The following is an 18,213-nucleotide window of genomic DNA, read 5'->3' as shown; positions in this document are numbered from 1 at the left end:
TCCACTTAGTACAAAAATGAGATGAAACCATTGTATAAATCGATAATATACCTAGCCGTAGCCCTGTTAACCGCAGGCAGTTATAGCTCATGTTCGAAAGAAAGCACCGGCGGTGAGCCGCAGATCCGTTACATCCGTGTTACCGATCCCGACTCCGCCGACTCGCTCTTGGTAGGCGGCTATCAAAGTAACCTCATCGCTATCGTGGGGGAAAACTTAGGAGGTGCCCGGGAGGTCTGGTTCAACGACCAGCAGGCGGTACTCACCGCCACCTATGTGACCAACAACACCATCTTGGTGACTATTCCGAGTCAGGTACCCTCGGAAATCACCAATAAACTGCGGATCATCTTTGCAAACGGACATATCCTTGAGCATGATTTTGAAGTACAAATCAGTGAACCGCTGATTCTTTCCATGGATAATGAGTACACGCTGGCGGGGGAAGTAGCCACCATCCGGGGTAATTACTTTTACGAGCCCCTTACCGTTACCTTCACAGGTGGCGGCACCGGGGAGGTGATAGCTGTGGAAGATGACATTATCCGCGTCAGGATTCCCGCAGATGCACAATCGGGACCGATTACCATCAAAAGCAATTTTGGCGAAACCCCTTCCGATTTCTGGTACCGGGATAACCGGAACATCATCCTTAGCAGCGATCCGTTTACGGGATGGTGGAACGCTTCGTTCGTAGTCAGTAACCCAGGGGCAGGTGATCCCCCGGCCATCAACGGCAATTACATCCGTGTAACCCGCTCCATAGGCGCTTGGGCCTGGACGGAGGTAGCCGGAGGAGCAGCCGATGCCATGGGCGATATCAGCAAGAAGCTGCCCGATGAGGCTATCCTCAAACCGGAAAAATACGACCTTAAATTCGAGGTTAACACGCTGAAACCCTACAATAATAACATGATCAAATTCAACTTCGGTCTCCAAAGCGAAGTGAACGATGCCTATCAGTGGGCGCCACCTTTCGATACCGGCGGACAATGGCAGACGGTCGTTATTCCATTTGAGACCATTATCCAAAGTTACAAAGAGTTGGGTGTCACTCCGGTCGTCAATCCCAACGGATACTGGACCAGGGTGCTTATACATGGTCCAGGAGATTGGGATTGTGATATCGCCTTCGATAACTTTAGGGTGGTCCCGAAAATAGACGAAAGCAAAACTGAATGATGCCTAAAACACAACGACAATGAAACTTAACATACATATCAGGCAGGTATCCGCTTTGTTGGTGGGTATTGTCTTGCTAACAACATTATCATGCGAGAAAAAAGAACCGCTTTCCACTGCGGTGGAATTGCTCAGTTTCGGACCGTCAGGTGTCTCCCATGGCGAACAGATCCGATTCATCGGCAATAACCTCGACAAGGTAACGGCCATTGATCTCGTTGGGGCGAGCATACCGAGCAATGCTTTCATCGAGCATACATCCGAGCAGATCATCATCACCGTTCCCATCGAAGCCGAACATGGCCCGGTTACGCTTAAGACCCCAGCGGGCGATATTGTTTCAAAATCACCCCTAAATCTCAATGTTCCGGTCGAAATTACATCGATGACCGAAACTGTCAAGCCCGGTGAAACCGTTTCCATCCAAGGTGAATACCTCAATTGGATATCAGCGGTGACATTTGAAGGCGGTGCGGTTGTAACAACATTCGAAAGCCAATCTCGCACAGAATTGGTCGTCCGCGTACCGTTGGAGGCACAAACCGGCCTCCTGATCTTCTCCTGTGGGGGTACCGAACCTATTGAACTGGAAAGCGAGACTGAACTAGCCGTCACACTTCCCGCATTGACGGGGTTGTCGCCAAACCCTATTGAACGGGGCAAAACGCTGACCATAAACGGTACGGATCTCGACTTAGTTAACCAAGTATGGCTCAAGGGCGTAGCTGAACCTATCACGGACTTTAGCAACCAATCCGAACAGCAATTGACACTCACCGTACCTGAAGAAGCGACACGCGGTACGGTGGACATTGTGACGTTCTCAGGTATTACCATTTCCAGTACAGACATCCTTTCGTTCGTTGGCGACCCTGCGCCCTTAGATCCGCTGGCATTTCCATTGTTTGTCGATAAGCTGGAAAACAACGCACAGAACTGGGGTTGGGGAAGTACAGTAGATCTAAACAATACAGAAAACGTAAGGGACGGAGATGCAGCCATCAAAGTGAGTTACCAGGGCTCTTGGGGTGCCCTCAAGTTTGCCAATTTCAGCGTGAATGCCGCCGGGTACACGGAATTATCGTTTGCAATCTACGCGACTCCGGAAACCGACGGCCAAAAAATCAATGTCAGCGTCAACGGCGGTACCACCAATGTCATTACCCTCGAAGCCGGTAAATGGGTTGAGTATAAGCTATCCATGTCCGAGTTAGGCGATCCCGCAACGATTACCGAAATCACCATGCAGGAGACAGGTTGGTCCGGCTCAGTTTTCATCGATCATGTAGGACTGCGCTAACGGATTTTGTGCATATGAAGAAGTTAGCTCCGTGGTTGACAGTTCTCGCATTCACAGTGTGGGTTGCTTGTGGAAAGCCGAGCAAGGCGGATGATTCAGAGCCTGATCCGGAGGTCGTAACCCCTACCTTGACAGAAATCCGGGAACAGTTGGTCGATAAAAATGCGACCGATGAAACTGCCGCGCTATTCTACAACCTCAGAACAATGGCCGAAGAACACATTCTCTTCGGCCATCAAGACGCCACCAAGCGTGGCTTGGATAACCCCAACACCGAATGGGCCAACGAAGCGCATCTACCAATCGTATCCACTGAAAAATCGGATGTACAGACTGTTACAGGTGGGTATCCCGCAGTATATGGCCATGATTTCAATCACATCTCCGGTTTCTTTGATCCCGGAAACAGTTGGTTTGCCTATGAAAAGCAGATCGCACGCCAGCTTACTATCGAAGCTTACGACCGCGGCGGTGTCAATACCTACTGTTGGCACTACGCCAACCCGGTGTCAAAAGAAAGCTTCTATTGGAGTGAATCACCGGTAAAGGCAGTCAGCCGGATCCTGCCAGGAGGAGACCACCATGAAGTTTATAAAACCTCACTCGAAACCATTGCGGAATACGCCCGGTCACTGGTCGGTGCCGACGGCAAACCGGTACCCGTAATCTTCAGGCCTTTCCATGAGTTTGATGGCGATTGGTTCTGGTGGGGCCGGGCCCATTGCACAGCGGAAGAATATAAGGCACTTTACCGCTTTACCGTGGAATACCTGCGCGACGAACTCGATGTACGGAATTTTTTATACGCCTGGTCACCCGACAGAAATTTCAACACTGAATCACAATACGTTGAGCGTTATCCCGGTGATGACTATGTAGATCTGGTAGGTATGGACAACTACGGTGATCTGCAATCGGCGGCTACCCTTGCAGCAGCAGCCCAAAAAATGAAAATTGTTTCAGACTTTGCCGAACAACATCGTAAAGTGGCTGCACTCACCGAAACGGGGCTATCAAATCTTACCCAAGCCGATTGGTACACAACGGTGTTGCTCAAAGCACTTCGACTGCGACCTGTAAAACTTGCCTATGCACTTGCGTGGGCCAACCGGAAAGACGCCTTTTGGACGCCTTATCAAAACCATCCGGCGGCCGCAGATTTCAGGGCATTCAAGGCAGACTCATATGTCCTGTTCGGTGATGAAACACCCGCTATGTATAAATTGCCATGAAAAAAATAATTATCGCGTTTTACACCCTTTCCTTACTGGGCTGCACCTTGTTTAAAGAACAAAAAGCCACAACAGAAAAAGCATCTACACCCAGTGAGCAGCATGGATACCTGAAAATTTCGGGAAACCATATCGTAAATCAGCATGGCATATCGCCGCAGCTCCGTGGTATGAGTTTCTCCTGGAGCATCTGGGGTGGCAAAAAGTATTATACCCGAGAGGTGGTCGACTGGTTGGTAGATGATTTTCAGGTTTCGCTCGTCAGGCTATCCATGGCCATTGAACCAGACGGCGGATACCTGCAACATCCCGAAGAGCAGGCCGCACTCATCCAGCGGATCGCGGACCGGGCCATAAAACGGGGAATTTATGTAATCATCGACTGGCACGACCACAATGCCGATAAAAATATCGAACAGGCAAAAGTCTTTTTTACGCATATGGCACGCCGTTATGCAGGCACACCGAACATCATTTACGAAATATGGAATGAGCCCGAACGACAATCATGGCCAACTATCAAGGATTATTCCATTGCCCTTATCCAAGAAATCCGGAAATACGATACCGAAAATTTAATCATTGTTGGAAGCCCCCACTGGGACCAAGATGTAGATATTGCTGCTAACGATCCCATCATTGGTTATGATAACATTGCTTATTCATTCCACTTCTATGCCAGCGACCCTTATCATCAGGACAACCTGCGGAGGAAAGCTGAGACAGCGATGGCCAAGGGCCTTCCCCTGTTTATCACCGAGTGGGGTGTCGGTGAATCGAACGGCAACGGTCAATTCGATCTAACGAAAACGGCACAATGGATGAACTGGATGGAAGAACATCAATTAAGCTGGGCAAACTGGAATATCACAGATAAAGAGGAGACCACGGCAATACTCGCTCCTGGTGCCCCTACTGTAGGCAAGTGGACGCCAGATCACCTTACCCCCGCCGGGAAATACATCCGGCAACAGCTCCGAGAACTGAACGTACCCTAAAAAAAACCGTATCTTTGCATCATGCGGCATACAGGGAAAAAAGATATTTTCTTCGATCTGGATCATACCATTTGGGATTTCGAAAAAAACGCCGAAGAGGCGTTAAGGGAATTATTTGACACCTATAATTTCGATTCACTGGGCATCGATTCTGCCGGCGTGTTTATTGAAACTTATAACCGAAATAATCATCGGTTATGGGCACTCTATCATCACGGAAAAATTACGAAATCTGAACTTCGCGAAGCGCGTTTTGCCGATACATTTAGTGAACTGGAAATCGACCCCCGGTTATTCCCGAAGGCATTTGAAGAAGATTATCTCAGGCTGTGCCCTCAGAAAACCCACTTGTTCCCACATGTACATGAAACCCTCGGCTACCTCTGCGAAAAATATACTCTCCACCTTATTTCAAATGGCTTCGGAGACGCTGCGGAAACCAAGATCACCAAATGTGATCTTAAAAAGTATTTCTCCACCGTTGTGATTTCGGAAACGGTGGGTGTCCATAAACCCGATCCGCGGATTTTCCACTATGCGGTTAATAATGCGAAAACAGCAATTCCCGACAGCGTAATGGTTGGCGACAGTTTGGATGCAGACATACGCGGCGCACAGAATGTCGGCATGGACGCCATTTACTTCAACCCCAAAAGGGAAGAAGTACCAACGGATGTCAGGCGCAGCATCGGCACGCTTTACGAACTTACCCAACTCTTTTGACAGCCATCAAAACTGTTGCTCTCCTCCTCCATAATCTTCGGTATTCTCCCGTTTACGCTCCTCCCGCTTAAGGCTTTGATCGCCAAAACGATAATTAAATGACAGCATAAAGGTTCTGCGCATCCATCGATGTTCAAAATAACGATGGACTCCATTGCTGTGCGTATATCCCCCGAAACGCCGTTGGTTCAATAAATCCCGTGCGTTGAATAGAATACTTCCTTTACGGTTTAGCACATCCAGCTTAAGCCCTGCATCTATCACATAGTTTTCAATACCCTTCCCTTGTGCCATGATACGGGGTGCCTGGTATTCAAAACGGGCTTGAAGGGAAAGCCGTGGGATAAAACGGTAGTTCGTGGTCGCATTGGCATTCCAGCTAAACCCTTTCGAGGGATCGACCCCAAACGCTTCACTGCCTCTGAACCGCGTATGGTATGCATTGACATTGGCCATAACATCCCACTTTTTGGATAGATCCAATCGGGAAATCAATTCCAGCCCAGTTGATTCGTTACGGCTTATATTCTGCCATTGCATCAATGTAACACCTGTATTTTCGTCCACTTCCTGAATAATCGGTTGGGTTACATCATTTACAATGCGGTGATACACAGAAGAGGTGATCAACAAGGATTCCCAGGTTTTTGTATACCCCAATTCAAATGAATGAATATCTTCGGGCAACAGATTAGGATTGCCCTGACGATGATTCAGGTTGTCTGACACATCTACAAACGGATTTACCTGCCACCCTCTGGGCCGGCTTACCCGCCGCGTGTAACTCAATTGAAGTTGATTCTTATTTCCAAATTCCTGCGTGAGGAATACACTGGGATACACGCGGAAATAGTCCAATTGTCCGGAAATTGTCCGCTCATCCTCAGATAGACCTGGAGTAAGCAATCCCAATTCAGTGTCCAAATATGCCTGTTCCGCACGTAGTCCTACTTGGTAACCCAATTTATCCGTCAATTTATTTTGGTAGTTAACATACAAGGCATGTACACTACTCGTCATATCAAAATCGTTGCTGACCCGGTAATCCGGCATTAATCCCTGGGTTGAATCAGACTGAGAATACTGATAATCCATACTACGCCGGATAATCGTGCGATACCCGGCCTCCAACTTATGGTTTTCACCAAATGGCCGTACATAATCCAACTGAATATTGACATTACGCCCATCCTCCTTCGTGTCGTTGATCCTTGCTCTTTCATACCTCCCCGATGGGGGAACAGAATACTCCTGATCAAAAGAATTCACCCCTTCTTCCCCATCGTAGCCAAAAGCAACATTTGCGAGCAGCTCCTCACCATCGTGTTTAAAATCCTGTTTTACGTCCAATGCTACCTCATATCCGAAATCATCTTCATCCTGCCGGGAGAAACGACTGCTGCTACCCGATAGTTGTGGATGATTAAAATAATTATAAAACAAATCTTCATTACGCTCATTGCCACGGAAGCTTAGGTTTCCCGCCAATCCGATGAGTGTTTTTTCGCCGAGATAATAGTCAACACCAAGCTGTACATTGTGGTTAAGGCCGAGGCGGGCACTTTCACTGGTATTGTTGGTCAGGCTATTGTTTGCCAGTAATTCGGTATTATTCACTCCATCTCCAACCATATTCCGTCGGTTAAACGTGTAGCCACCGTAATAATTAACACTATTATTCCGGAAATTCAAGTTGACACCTGCCATGTAATTATTGTAAGAGCCACCTGAAAAATTGGCAGATCCGTTAAAACCTAAGTAGGTATTTTTCTTCAAGACAATATTAATAATGCCAGACTGGCCCTCCGCATCGTATTTGGAAGAAGGATTGGTGACCACCTCGATCCGTTCCACAGCATTGGCCGGCAATGACTGAAGAAATTGAGTCACATCACTACCTGCCAGCGCGGATTCACGGCCATTGATTAAAACACGGACACTGCTGGATCCCCGTAGACTCACTGTGCCATCCATATCCACTTGTAAAGAAGGTACGTTTGCCAGCAAGTCTGTGGCAGTTCCTCCCACGCTCAATGTACTCTCAGCCACATTAAAAATTTTCCGGTCTATTCCCAACTCCATTGCAGGAGGCGCACCTTGTACCACGACTTCTTCTAGCAACTCTCCCGTCGGTTTCAGCAAGATTTTACCCAAATTAACCGCCTCTCCTGCCTTCACCACCACATTTTCCGTTAGGTGATTTTCGTACCCCACATAAGTAATCCGCACAGCGTACGTGCCGGGTGCAATCTCTGTGAATAACACTTTACCGTCATCCACTGTCTGCATACCCTTCACATATGTATTAGATCCCTGCACTAATAAAGCAGCACTGGCAAACCCGATTGGGTCTCCCGATAGTTCGTCGATAACCACTGCCGAAACGGAAGCCTTCCCTGCCTGTGCGTTAACATCCAGCGACGTGGAGAAAATACTTAGTAAAATAACGTAACCGATCTTTATCCTGCTTGCAAAAAACATGTGTTTGTATTAAAAAATTAGTATCTGAGTAACCTGCCGCAAAGATTGTGCTTTTATTGAAACCACACATGTATGGTAACCGCAATATTACAGCACCGATATAGGTTCGCTTAGATTGTTACTTTGGTTCCAGAATTCACTCGATACTGACTGTCAACCCTTCAGACTTAAGAATCTTACGGTATATATCTACTTCGGTATAACTACCCTCCAATACGGGACATTTTCCTTCCGTGTGCACTTTCCACGCAATCTTCTCCGCCTGTTCCGCACTGTATTGCAAATGTTTAACCAAGCAATTGATTACATGCTCAAACGTATTGGTGTCATCGTTCCAAAGTATTAACCGATGGTTAGGCGTTACAGCAGCCAACACCTCTTCAAGCGTATAGGTTTCCTCCTGGGTTTCGACCGTCATCCCACAAAGTTACGCCTTTTTAAAAAAATTCCGTAACATTGTGGTAATAATCCTTTTTAAATCGCGCAGGTATGTACCAATCAAAAATTGCTGGAATGGGCTACTATGTCCCCAAAAACGTTTACACAAATGAAGATCTGACTCGTTTTATGGATACCAGCGATGAATGGATACAAGAACGGACAGGAATAAAAGAACGCAGGTTTGCGAACCGCATGGGCGAGACTACAACGACCATGGCCATCGAGGCCGCTAAAATAGCCATGGATCGGGCCGGCGTTACCACGCATGACATTGATTTCATTGTATTCGCCACCCTAAGCCCTGATTACTACTTTCCGGGTTGCGGTGTGTTGCTTCAACGTGAAATGGGTATGCGCGAAATCGGTGCCCTGGATGTGCGAAACCAATGTTCGGGCTTTGTATATGCGCTTTCCGTGGCCGATCAATTTATAAAAACAGGCACCTATAAAAATATTCTAGTTGTGGGCAGTGAGAAGCACTCTTTTGCAATGGATTTTCAGACACGGAGCCGCAATGTATCGGTAATTTTTGGAGACGGCGCCGGAGCTGTTGTACTACAGCCTACGCAAGAAAAAAATAAAGGCATATTAAGCACTCACCTTCACAGTGACGGAGCGGATGCAGAAATCCTCGCGATGTATTACCCCGGAGCGCACGCCAATAAATGGTTAACAGACAAACCACCGTTTCCCAATCAGGAACTGGGTGGCCTGTTCCTTACTACCGAGCAGTTGGAAAGTGGGGCCACACTCCCCTACATGGATGGTCCTGCGGTATTCAAGAAAGCTATCGTTAAGTTTCCTGAGGTCATCAGAGAAGCACTGGCAGCCAATAACCTATCCGAAAAAGATATCGACTTGCTCATCCCGCATCAAGCCAACCTACGCATCAGCCAATACGTCCAAAAGTTGTTGGGCCTTAGCGATAATCAGGTTTTTAATAACATCCAAAAATATGGTAACACGACAGCCGCATCCGTACCTATCGCCTTGTGTGAAGCTTGGGAAGCAGGGAAAATTAACACGGGTGATCTTGTCTGCCTAGCTGCTTTTGGTTCAGGTTTTACGTGGGCGAGTGCATTGATCAGGTGGTGATTTGAGGTTATCGGAAAGCCAGCTATCAGCTTTCAGCCTTCAACTGTGATCGCTGAAAGCTGATAGCCGAAAGCGGTCTATCCTACCGTATCAAGCGCTTCGAATGGAGAATTCTTGCTGATAAATTCAGGCACAATTTCTTTCATCTTACGAACAACTCCACTGCTGTTTTTCCGTTCATTCAGTGCAATAAGTTCATAAACAAGACGCTTGGCACTTTCGTGATTCAACGGATTGACCCGTGCGATATGTATTTTGTCATGGTGTGTGGGAACCACTTTCTCCCCATCACTTAGCAACTCTTCGTATAATTTCTCTCCGCTGCGTAATCCCGTATATACAATCTCGATATCTTTCTCGGGCTTAAGCCCCGCCAATTGAATCATCTTTCTTGCTAAATCAACGATTTTGACCGGCTTGCCCATATCGAATACATAAATTTCCCCACCTTTGCCCATCGTGCCTGCCTCCAGTACCAATTGTACCGCTTCCGGTATGGTCATGAAATATCTTGTAATCTCGGGATGAGTCACGGTCAACGGCCCGCCTTTTGCTATTTGTGCGGTAAACCTCGGTATCACGGACCCATTGGATCCCAATACATTGCCAAACCGGGTCGTAATGAAACGGGTACCCTTCACCTGTTTGGTTACCCCCGCTGCCGTATCGACCAAGTGAACGGATTGCTGTGCATCCAGGCTTTGCGTATAAATCTCTGCAATACGCTTAGAAGCCCCCATTACATTGGTAGGATTCACCGCCTTATCCGTAGATATCATCACAAACTTCTTCACACCGAAAAGTACTGACAGGTCGGCAACATTCTTTGTTCCTCCCACATTGGTACTCACTGCCTCCCCCGGATTCCGCTCCATCATGGGTACATGCTTATAAGCCGCAGCGTGATACACCAACTCGGGTCGGTAATCGTTGAATATCTGATGCATGCGCTCTAGATTCCGGATGTCGGCAATGGCGATAACGACATTACTTGAAGAAAATGTCTCCTCAATTTCCAGCTGAATCTCGTGCATGGGAGATTCTGCTTGGTCACAGAGAATAAGCATTTGAGGTTCGTAACGCAACACCTGCCGGACAATCTCCGAACCGATTGACCCAGCAGCACCCGTAATCAGTATTCGTTTGCCACAAAGATCATCACAGATTTTATCGTTATTAATTTTAATGGGAGCACGCTGCAACAGATCCTCAATCCGTAAATTCTTTATTTGCTGGATCCGTAACCTGCCGGATACCCATTCCGATGCCGGCGGTACCGTCAGGACTTTAATTCCCAATCGCAAACACCGTTCTACAATCACTTTTTTATCCCTACTTCCCAGGTGATCTTTTACAAAAATCATCTGGTCTATCGCATACTTATCTTTTAACGCAGCAAGGTCCTTTACATGGTAAACACGCTTTCGCTCTATATAGCTATTCAGTTTACCTCTGTTAGTGTCGATAAAACCAACAATGACAAACTTGGATTCCGTACTATTCTCCAGAGCCTGCTTAGCCATAATCGCATTCTGGTCGGCACCGTAAATCAATACACGCACGGTATCCACATCGCGCATCCGCCTCGTCAGCATAAAGTAAATACTCTTCACTGCGATCCGAAGCATGATAAGGAAAGACGTAGCGATAAAAAAATTGATCAACAAGACCAACCCCAATTGTTGATCCCTGATATGTAGCAACGGACCCAATACTAGGTAAGCAACCGCTATGTAAATAGCCGAATTGATCAGCATCGCCGAAAATATTTTCAGCATGTCCCGGGTATCAGAATAGCGGATCAACCCGGTGTGTATACGCATCAGGAAAAATACCGGCAGCGCAATCCCTACATACATACCCGTGTAAACAAAAAAATGCCCCCGGATGACGTCGTGGAAATTAAATTGCTTCGCAACAAAATAAGAGAGGGTAAACGACCAGGCCAATATCAGTACATCCAATAGTAGTATTGCCCAACGAGGCACGGTTTTAAAACGAAGTATCCGTTCTTTCATGTAAGTTTAATCAATGTAGCCACGACCCCTCTTCACGTAGATTAACGAATATAATCTTCTTTTTGCTACAACATGTGTACAAGAATTGCAATTATTGACTAAGTAAATGTAATCACCCCCAACTGCTCAATAACCTTGCCAAATGAAATAATATCATCAGCGAAATAATAACACAAAACTAAATGAATTGTTTACGTAAACCTATACCTAATAATGGGTATATTTTTAGAGATACGCAGTACAAAACTAAAAAGGGCCCTAAAGGCCCTTAAAATATACTTTTTCGGTTAATGTTACCCATTGGAAAGTGCTGCCGCGCCACTCACAATTTCCGTAAGTTCTGTGGTGATGGCTGCTTGCCTTGCTTGGTTATATGAAAGCTTGAGCGACTTCAATAACTCTCCGGCATTATCCGTCGCTTTATCCATCGCGGTCATGCGCGCACCGTGCTCGGAAGCATGCGAATCCAGCACCGCCTTGTAAAGCTGCACTTTGATGGCCTTCGGGATCAACTCATTAATGATCTTTTCCTTTGAAGGTTCGATAATGTAATCCACGTCATTTTTCGGACGGTTTGACTCAACGGTGGCAGGCACAAGCGGCAACAATTGCTCAGTAGTCAAGATTTGAACGGCAGCATTACGGAACCGGTTATAAACCAATTCCACCCGGTCATACGTTCCGTCTGAAAACCCCTTCATGATCGCTTCCGTAATCTTTGAGGTATTTTCAAAATTAAGCGCCGAAAATAGCTCATTGTTATCACCGATTACCTGGTACCGGCGCCTCTGGTAATAATCCTGTGCTCGTTTTCCAATGGCAACAATGCTTACGTTTCCTGCCTGCATTTGCTCACTGTATTTATCGGTGATCAACTGATTAGCTGTTTTAATAGCATTGGCATTGAATGCGCCAGCCAAACCTCTGTTTGACGCAATTACGACAATCAGCACCTTTGTTGGCTTACGGTCAACCGTATAGGGTGAAGTGCCATCTTCCACACTGGCAGATACGTTGGCCAATATCTCTCTTAGCTTCTCCGCATAGGGCCTCAATTGCACAATCGCATTTGTTGCCCGCTTCAGTTTGGCAGCGGAGACCATTTTCATGGCTTTCGTAATCTGCTGGGTAGAAGTAACCGACGCAATACGGTTCCGTACTTCTTTTAAATTTGCCATTTTCTATATCTGAGATATCAGATTTGAGATGTAAGACATGAGATTTGAGATGTCTGATATCTAATGTCTCATATCTCACGTCTACGTTAATACTTATCCGCTAATTCTTTCGCTATCGTATCCAATACGCCGGTAAGCTCGTCGTTGAACTTGCCTTCCTTCAATTCTCTCAACACTTCCGGATGACGCAACTCTAACTGGTGCAAGTATTCTGCCTCGAACTCCTTTACTTTATTAACCGGCACACTGCGGAACAAACCTTTTGTCCCGGCATAGATAATGGCCACCTGCTTTTCTACCGGTACCGGCGAAAATTGACCCTGCTTGAGGACTTCTACGTTGCGAACTCCCTTGTCTAACACAGCCTTCGTGGCGGCATCTAAATCCGAACCAAATTTAGCAAATGCTTCCAGTTCGCGGTACTGTGCTTGATCAAGTTTCAACGTACCGGCTACTTTCTTCATGGACTTAATCTGTGCATTACCTCCTACGCGCGACACAGAGATACCGACGTTGATGGCCGGGCGTACACCCGCGTTAAACAGATTGGACTCCAAAAAGATTTGTCCATCCGTAATGGAAATTACGTTTGTGGGAATATAAGCAGACACGTCCCCCGCTTGTGTTTCAATGATCGGTAATGCAGTGAGCGAACCTCCTCCCTTGACCAGCGGTTTAAGGGATTCCGGTAAATCGTTCATCTGACGTGCAATCTCGTCAGACGTGTTAATTTTAGCCGCGCGTTCCAATAGACGGCTGTGAAGGTAAAACACATCTCCCGGATAAGCTTCGCGACCGGGAGGGCGACGGAGCAGCAATGAAACCTCACGGTATGCCACTGCCTGTTTAGACAGGTCATCGTAAATAATTAAAGCCGGGCGGCCGGTATCCCGGAAAAACTCTCCAATGGCAGCACCTGCCATGGGTGCATAAAACTGCATCGGCGCCGGATCAGCGGCAGAAGCAGATACCACGATTGTGTAAGGCATTGCACCGCTCTCTTCCAACGTACGGACAATATTCGCAACCGTTGAGTTCTTTTGACCTACCGCTACATAAATACAATATACCGGTTCACCGGCATCATAAAATTCCTTCTGGTTGATGATGGTATCTATACACACAGCTGTTTTACCGGTTTGGCGGTCACCGATCACTAGCTCCCGTTGACCACGGCCGATCGGAATCATTGCATCAATCGCCTTAATTCCGGTCTGCAATGGCTCATTTACCGGTTGACGGTAAATTACACCCGGTGCTTTACGTTCGATGGGCATCTCATAGGTATCCCCCAAAATAGGCCCTTTGCCGTCGATAGGCTGCCCCAATGTATTCACCACACGCCCCAGCATGCCTTCGCCCACCTTAATGGATGCGATGCGTCGGGTACGTTTAATGGTATCACCTTCCTTGATTTCATCCGATTGACCCAGCAATACAACACCTACGTTGTCTTCCTCAAGGTTCAATACAATGCCTTGTAATCCGTTATCAAATTCAACCAATTCGCCGGATTGAACTTTAGTCAAGCCGTATATACGCGCAATACCGTCGCCTATCTGCAATACGGTACCCACTTCTTCCAATTCGGCTTCTGATTTAAAGCCCGACAATTGCTCTCTCAGAATTGCCGATACTTCATCTGGTCTTACCTCTATCATTTTAGTTGTATTAGGGGTTTTAGCGATCTAATAGTGATTATCAATTTATAACTTGCGATCCGAAATGACGTTCCAGTTTCTTCAGTTTACCGGCAATGCTGGCATCCACCTGCCGATCGCCGACTTTGACGATAAATCCACCGATCAATGATGGATCTACTTCATTTTTTAAAACCACATCTGCCTTTATCTCGCTCGCAATTACTTTCCGTAACGCGTCAATGTGCTGCGGTGAAAGCGCAACAGCGGAAATCACCGTCGCATGAGCAATCCCTTTCACCTCATCGTACTCACGGATAAATTCTTGGGCCGTGGCATACAGAATTCCGGCACGTCCTTTCCGCACCATGATATGAAAAAAAGCCGTAATAGAAGGATTTATCTTTTTCTCAAATAGTGCGTCAAGAATATTGGCCTTTTTATCCTGTTTCATGATGGGGTTCTTAAGCACCGCCTGTAGTTCTTTATTGGACCTCAGTACGGCAACGAACTGCTCCATATCCTGCTTCACCGACTCCAAGTTTCCTTGTTCCTGCGCCAAATCGATCAGTGATTTTGCGTATCGCGATGCTACTTTGAATTCCGACATGATCTTCCGTTAACGTTGTGTGAAATTAATTTAACTTCACGTCTTTTAGCAAATCGGCTACCAACGCCTCTTGCTTTTGTCCATCTTCAAACTCTTTCTGCAGCACTTTACGCGCAATCTCAAGAGAAAGAGAGGATACCTGATTCTTTACCTCGGCAAGTGCCCGTTTCTTCTGATCGTCAATTTCTTTTCTCGCCTGTTCAATCAATTTCGCTCCTTCGGTCTGGGCGGTTACTTTTGCGTCCGCCACAATTTGATCTTTCAGTTCTTTGGCCTCTTTCAGGATGATATCACGTTCCGCGCGGGCAGCTTTGAGCAACTGCTCATTTTCATTCGTCAGGCGTGCCATCTCATCCTTGGCTTTTTCAGCAGATGCCAGTGCATCTTCAATGGACTTTTCCCGCTCGCCGATAGCCTCCATGATGGGCTTCCAAGCGAATTTCCGCAAAAGTACCAACAATAAAAGAAAAGCGACCGCGGTCCAAAATACCAATCCGATGCTCGGATTACCAATATCAAAACTCATAGTTCAGTTTCTAAAATTCAAATGTCATGCTTGATGAAAGGCCGGACACAAAACCAACCGTCAGGGGTCCGGCCTTTTTTTGATTCAGTTCTCTTCGCCAGATTTATTACAATCCCATCAAAGACACTACGATTGCAAACAGAGCAGCACCTTCGATAAGGGCTGCTGCGATAATCATAGCGGTCTGAATTTTTGATGCAGCTTCCGGTTGCCGTGCAATACCTTCCATTGCTTTGCCACCTACCTGTCCGATACCGAGCCCGGCACCAATCACTGCTAATCCGGCACCAATTGCCGCAATTGAACCTACCATAACAATTTTAATTTAATGTATATATTTAATATAAGGAGTTACAATTTAATGATGTTCTTCTACTGCCATCCCGATAAACAACGCGGTTAATAACGTAAATATGAACGCTTGCAGTGCAGCAACCAGCAATTCCAATACGTTCATAAAAAGCACAAATGCCAATGAAACCGGAGCAATGGCCAAGGACTTGAACACAAAAATCAACGAAATCAAACTGAGTATAATGATGTGCCCTGCGGTGATGTTTGCAAATAAACGAATCATCAATGCAAACGGTTTGGATATCACCCCGACGAGCTCCACAGGAATCATAATCGGATACAGCCACCACGGCACATCCGGTAATAAGATGTGTTTCCAATAGTATTTATTGCCATTGATATTCACAACAATCAACACAATAAAGGCCAATACAAACGTCACTGCAATATTACCAGTCACATTGGCTGCCCCCGGAAATATGGGAATCAATCCCAATAAGTTATTAAACCAAATAAAAAAGAAAATAGTCAGCAAAAGCGGCATAAAGCGTGCATATTTATGACCGATATTGGGGCGCGCAATGTCATCCCTAACAAATAGAATAATCGGTTCCAGAAAAGACTGGAGCCCCCTGGGTGCCTTACCCTCCCGTTTTTTATATGCACCGGCAACGGATGTGAATATGAGCAACAACAGGATGACTGCCAAAAACATCGACGCGACGTTTTTTGTAATTGAAAAATCCCAAACGTTCTGCGAGGCGGCTTCGTCTACTTCGCCGCCGGCTCCCACTACCCTGATCTTCTTCTTGTCGACCAATCGATAAGTATAATATTTCCCCTGATAATCGTGTTCACCGTGATGAAACTCCGAAGAAAGAAAAACTTCTATACCCTTGTCCGTATACAGGATGACGGGAAGCGGGATGGACGTATGACCCCAAAGATGCCAATCGTGCGCATCACTGATGTGCTCCATGATCATTTTGGTAGGCTCAAATTCTTCTTCTCCATGGGCTTCATGGCTGACGGAAGCGGCTGTATCAGCCACCGCCGCTTTGGCTGAATTTGTAACGGAAAAGGTCGCTAAAACGGCGAAAATTGCTAAGAAGCTGATTTTTTTTGAATCGAAAAAGTGCCTAAAATCCATCTATTCCCAATTTTTTACATCTGATTTTGGTCGCGCAAGTTACGCAACAAACATGTAACTTCAAAGACAGTGAACAAGAAATATAATGAAAAAAAATTAAGTGCCGTAAGCATCTTATTTTCAGGATATTTAATTATTAATACAGCCACAATGGCCAAACAGGCAAATAGTTTAATAAAAAGCGCACCGAGCAGGCTATAAACAGACAATTCCCCCCCTTTCCGGATGCCCAGATCACTGAGTATATATGCAACCAAGGTTAAAACGAACACAGCCACAAAAAGTAACCAAAAATGAGGACTAAGAATGGAGGCTTCTCCATACAAAGTAGAGAGAGCGACAGCAGCACAAGCTACCCCCAACCCGAACAAATGATAATATATAATAAAACGGGGAAGCGTCATCTCACCAGGTGATTTCCCCTTTGAAAACAAATTCAGCCGGTCCTTCCAGGAAAACCTCGGTAAAACGATCTGCGGTTTTAGTAAAACGGATATTCAGCCTCCCTCCCGCCACGCGTATCGGGGTCTCTACCTGCCCCTCAACTTTGTTTAATTTTGCCATTGCCAATGCGACAGCTGTCGCACCAGTGCCACATGCTAAGGTCTCATCCTCGACACCCCGCTCGTAGGTTCTCACGTAATACCCATCTCCTTCGGCTTCCACAAAATTCACGTTGATGCCTTCCTTGCTAAAGGGATTGCTGTATCGGATGTGACGTCCGGCCTCGACTACCGGGTAGGTGTCAAGACCTACCACCTGCTTGACATAATGCGGGGAGCCGGTATTCAGCAAATAAGCATCCCCTTCCTCCCGTATCTCTGAAACATCAACCATTTTGAGGCTAATCCAACCCACTGTGTCATGCATCCGGGCATGATGAACACCATCTACTGCCAGAAAGTCAGTTTCAGAACCAATAATTCCCAGGTCTTGCGCAAAAGCCACAATACACCTGCCCCCATTACCACACATACTTCCCTCCCGGCCATCGGCATTGAAGTACACCATCTCAAAATCGTATCCCTCCACCTGCTGCAAAAGCATTAAACCATCGCCACCGATGCCAAATCTTCTGTCGCAGAGACGACGTACCAAATCGGCATTATTCGCATCAAAAGCTCCATTTCTATTATCAAAAACAATAAAATCGTTGCCTGCACCCTGGTATTTGTAAAAGATATGTGTATTCATCTATATGCTTCTTAACTGTCTTTTGTATCCGTGCGCCAAAGGTAGTTATATCCGCGGAGATGCTTTAACATTATTTAACAGAAAAGTACTGCCACTTACTTGCTTTGGAGCCGCAAATGGTATTACATTTGAACAACTTTTTACAGCAATA

17 protein-coding genes are annotated in these 18,213 nt (G+C 46.3%); 6 read left to right on the top strand and 11 right to left on the bottom strand.

Annotated elements, in window-relative coordinates; translation table 11 throughout:
- Nucleotides 1-21: 21 nt before the first annotated feature.
- From IEX60_RS10210 to IEX60_RS10190, 5 genes are read left to right on the top strand one after another with little or no spacing between them, the layout of a single operon-like run.
- A complete protein-coding gene (locus tag IEX60_RS10210; protein ID WP_188750176.1) occupies nt 22-1,182 on the top strand; it encodes a glycan-binding surface protein in 1,161 nt (386 codons plus the stop codon).
- Between the two features lie 19 nt (nt 1,183-1,201).
- A complete protein-coding gene (locus IEX60_RS10205; RefSeq protein ID WP_188750174.1) occupies nt 1,202-2,482 on the top strand; it encodes an IPT/TIG domain-containing protein in 1,281 nt (426 codons plus the stop codon).
- Between the two features lie 14 nt (nt 2,483-2,496).
- Nucleotides 2,497-3,714, top strand: coding sequence for a glycoside hydrolase family 26 protein (locus tag IEX60_RS10200; RefSeq protein ID WP_188750172.1), 1,218 nt, complete (start codon nt 2,497-2,499; stop codon nt 3,712-3,714).
- Nucleotides 3,711-4,712, top strand: a complete 1,002-nt coding sequence (locus IEX60_RS10195; RefSeq protein ID WP_188750170.1) for a glycoside hydrolase family 5 protein — start codon at nt 3,711-3,713, stop codon at nt 4,710-4,712. Before IEX60_RS10200 ends, IEX60_RS10195 begins: the two co-directional genes overlap by 4 nt.
- Before the next feature lie 21 nt (nt 4,713-4,733).
- The gene (locus IEX60_RS10190; protein WP_188750168.1) at nt 4,734-5,435 is read left to right on the top strand and encodes a YjjG family noncanonical pyrimidine nucleotidase; all 702 of its coding nucleotides are present in this window, start codon (nt 4,734-4,736) and stop codon (nt 5,433-5,435) included.
- Nucleotides 5,436-5,441: 6 nt separating this feature from the next.
- Here the strand turns inward: IEX60_RS10190 and IEX60_RS10185 are convergent, their stop codons facing one another.
- Together IEX60_RS10185 and IEX60_RS10180 are read right to left on the bottom strand one after the other, a co-directional pair.
- Nucleotides 5,442-7,916 (bottom strand): TonB-dependent receptor, encoded by a 2,475-nt coding sequence (locus tag IEX60_RS10185; protein ID WP_188750166.1) that lies wholly within the window; start codon nt 7,914-7,916, stop codon nt 5,442-5,444.
- Between the two features lie 136 nt (nt 7,917-8,052).
- On the bottom strand, nt 8,053-8,334 hold the full coding sequence (locus IEX60_RS10180; RefSeq protein WP_188750164.1) for an ATP-dependent Clp protease adaptor ClpS: 282 nt from the start codon (nt 8,332-8,334) through the stop codon (nt 8,053-8,055).
- 71 nt (nt 8,335-8,405) lie between these two features.
- Here IEX60_RS10180 and IEX60_RS10175 point away from each other — a divergent pair, with 71 nt between their 5' ends.
- Nucleotides 8,406-9,452: a 3-oxoacyl-ACP synthase III family protein gene (locus IEX60_RS10175; RefSeq protein WP_188750162.1), complete on the top strand. Its 1,047-nt coding sequence runs from the start codon at nt 8,406-8,408 to the stop codon at nt 9,450-9,452.
- A 77-nt stretch (nt 9,453-9,529) separates the two neighbouring features.
- On the opposite strand, the gene IEX60_RS10170 is transcribed toward IEX60_RS10175, so the two are convergent.
- The 9 genes from IEX60_RS10170 to dapF form a co-directional block, all read right to left on the bottom strand.
- Nucleotides 9,530-11,470: a nucleoside-diphosphate sugar epimerase/dehydratase gene (locus IEX60_RS10170; RefSeq protein WP_188750160.1), complete on the bottom strand. Its 1,941-nt coding sequence runs from the start codon at nt 11,468-11,470 to the stop codon at nt 9,530-9,532.
- Nucleotides 11,471-11,763: 293 nt separating this feature from the next.
- Entirely contained in the window at nt 11,764-12,648 is an 885-nt protein-coding gene (atpG, locus tag IEX60_RS10165) for an ATP synthase F1 subunit gamma (RefSeq protein ID WP_188750158.1), read from the bottom strand.
- Between the two features lie 86 nt (nt 12,649-12,734).
- Complete coding sequence (gene atpA, locus IEX60_RS10160) at nt 12,735-14,309, bottom strand: F0F1 ATP synthase subunit alpha (protein WP_188750156.1); 1,575 nt, start codon at nt 14,307-14,309, stop codon at nt 12,735-12,737.
- A gap of 40 nt (nt 14,310-14,349) precedes the next feature.
- On the bottom strand, nt 14,350-14,898 hold the full coding sequence (gene atpH, locus IEX60_RS10155) for an ATP synthase F1 subunit delta (RefSeq protein ID WP_188750154.1): 549 nt from the start codon (nt 14,896-14,898) through the stop codon (nt 14,350-14,352).
- Nucleotides 14,899-14,923: 25 nt separating this feature from the next.
- Nucleotides 14,924-15,424 (bottom strand): F0F1 ATP synthase subunit B, encoded by a 501-nt coding sequence (locus tag IEX60_RS10150; RefSeq protein ID WP_188750152.1) that lies wholly within the window; start codon nt 15,422-15,424, stop codon nt 14,924-14,926.
- A gap of 106 nt (nt 15,425-15,530) precedes the next feature.
- Nucleotides 15,531-15,737 (bottom strand): ATP synthase F0 subunit C, encoded by a 207-nt coding sequence (atpE, locus tag IEX60_RS10145; RefSeq protein ID WP_079716302.1) that lies wholly within the window; start codon nt 15,735-15,737, stop codon nt 15,531-15,533.
- A 45-nt stretch (nt 15,738-15,782) separates the two neighbouring features.
- Complete coding sequence (atpB, locus tag IEX60_RS10140; RefSeq protein WP_188750150.1) at nt 15,783-16,868, bottom strand: F0F1 ATP synthase subunit A; 1,086 nt, start codon at nt 16,866-16,868, stop codon at nt 15,783-15,785.
- A 14-nt stretch (nt 16,869-16,882) separates the two neighbouring features.
- Nucleotides 16,883-17,272: a hypothetical protein gene (locus IEX60_RS10135; RefSeq protein WP_188750148.1), complete on the bottom strand. Its 390-nt coding sequence runs from the start codon at nt 17,270-17,272 to the stop codon at nt 16,883-16,885.
- Nucleotide 17,273: 1 nt separating this feature from the next.
- Nucleotides 17,274-18,062 carry a diaminopimelate epimerase gene (gene dapF, locus IEX60_RS10130; protein WP_188750145.1) on the bottom strand — a complete coding sequence of 263 codons (789 nt, stop codon included), beginning with the start codon at nt 18,060-18,062 and terminating at the stop codon, nt 17,274-17,276.
- Nucleotides 18,063-18,213: the final 151 nt, after the last annotated feature.

Origin of the sequence: Parapedobacter defluvii, from assembly GCF_014642075.1 — a bacterium.
GTDB lineage: Bacteria > Bacteroidota > Bacteroidia > Sphingobacteriales > Sphingobacteriaceae > Parapedobacter > Parapedobacter defluvii.
Note: the sequence above shows the minus strand (reverse complement) of the source record. Positions and strands in the feature narration are given on the sequence as shown.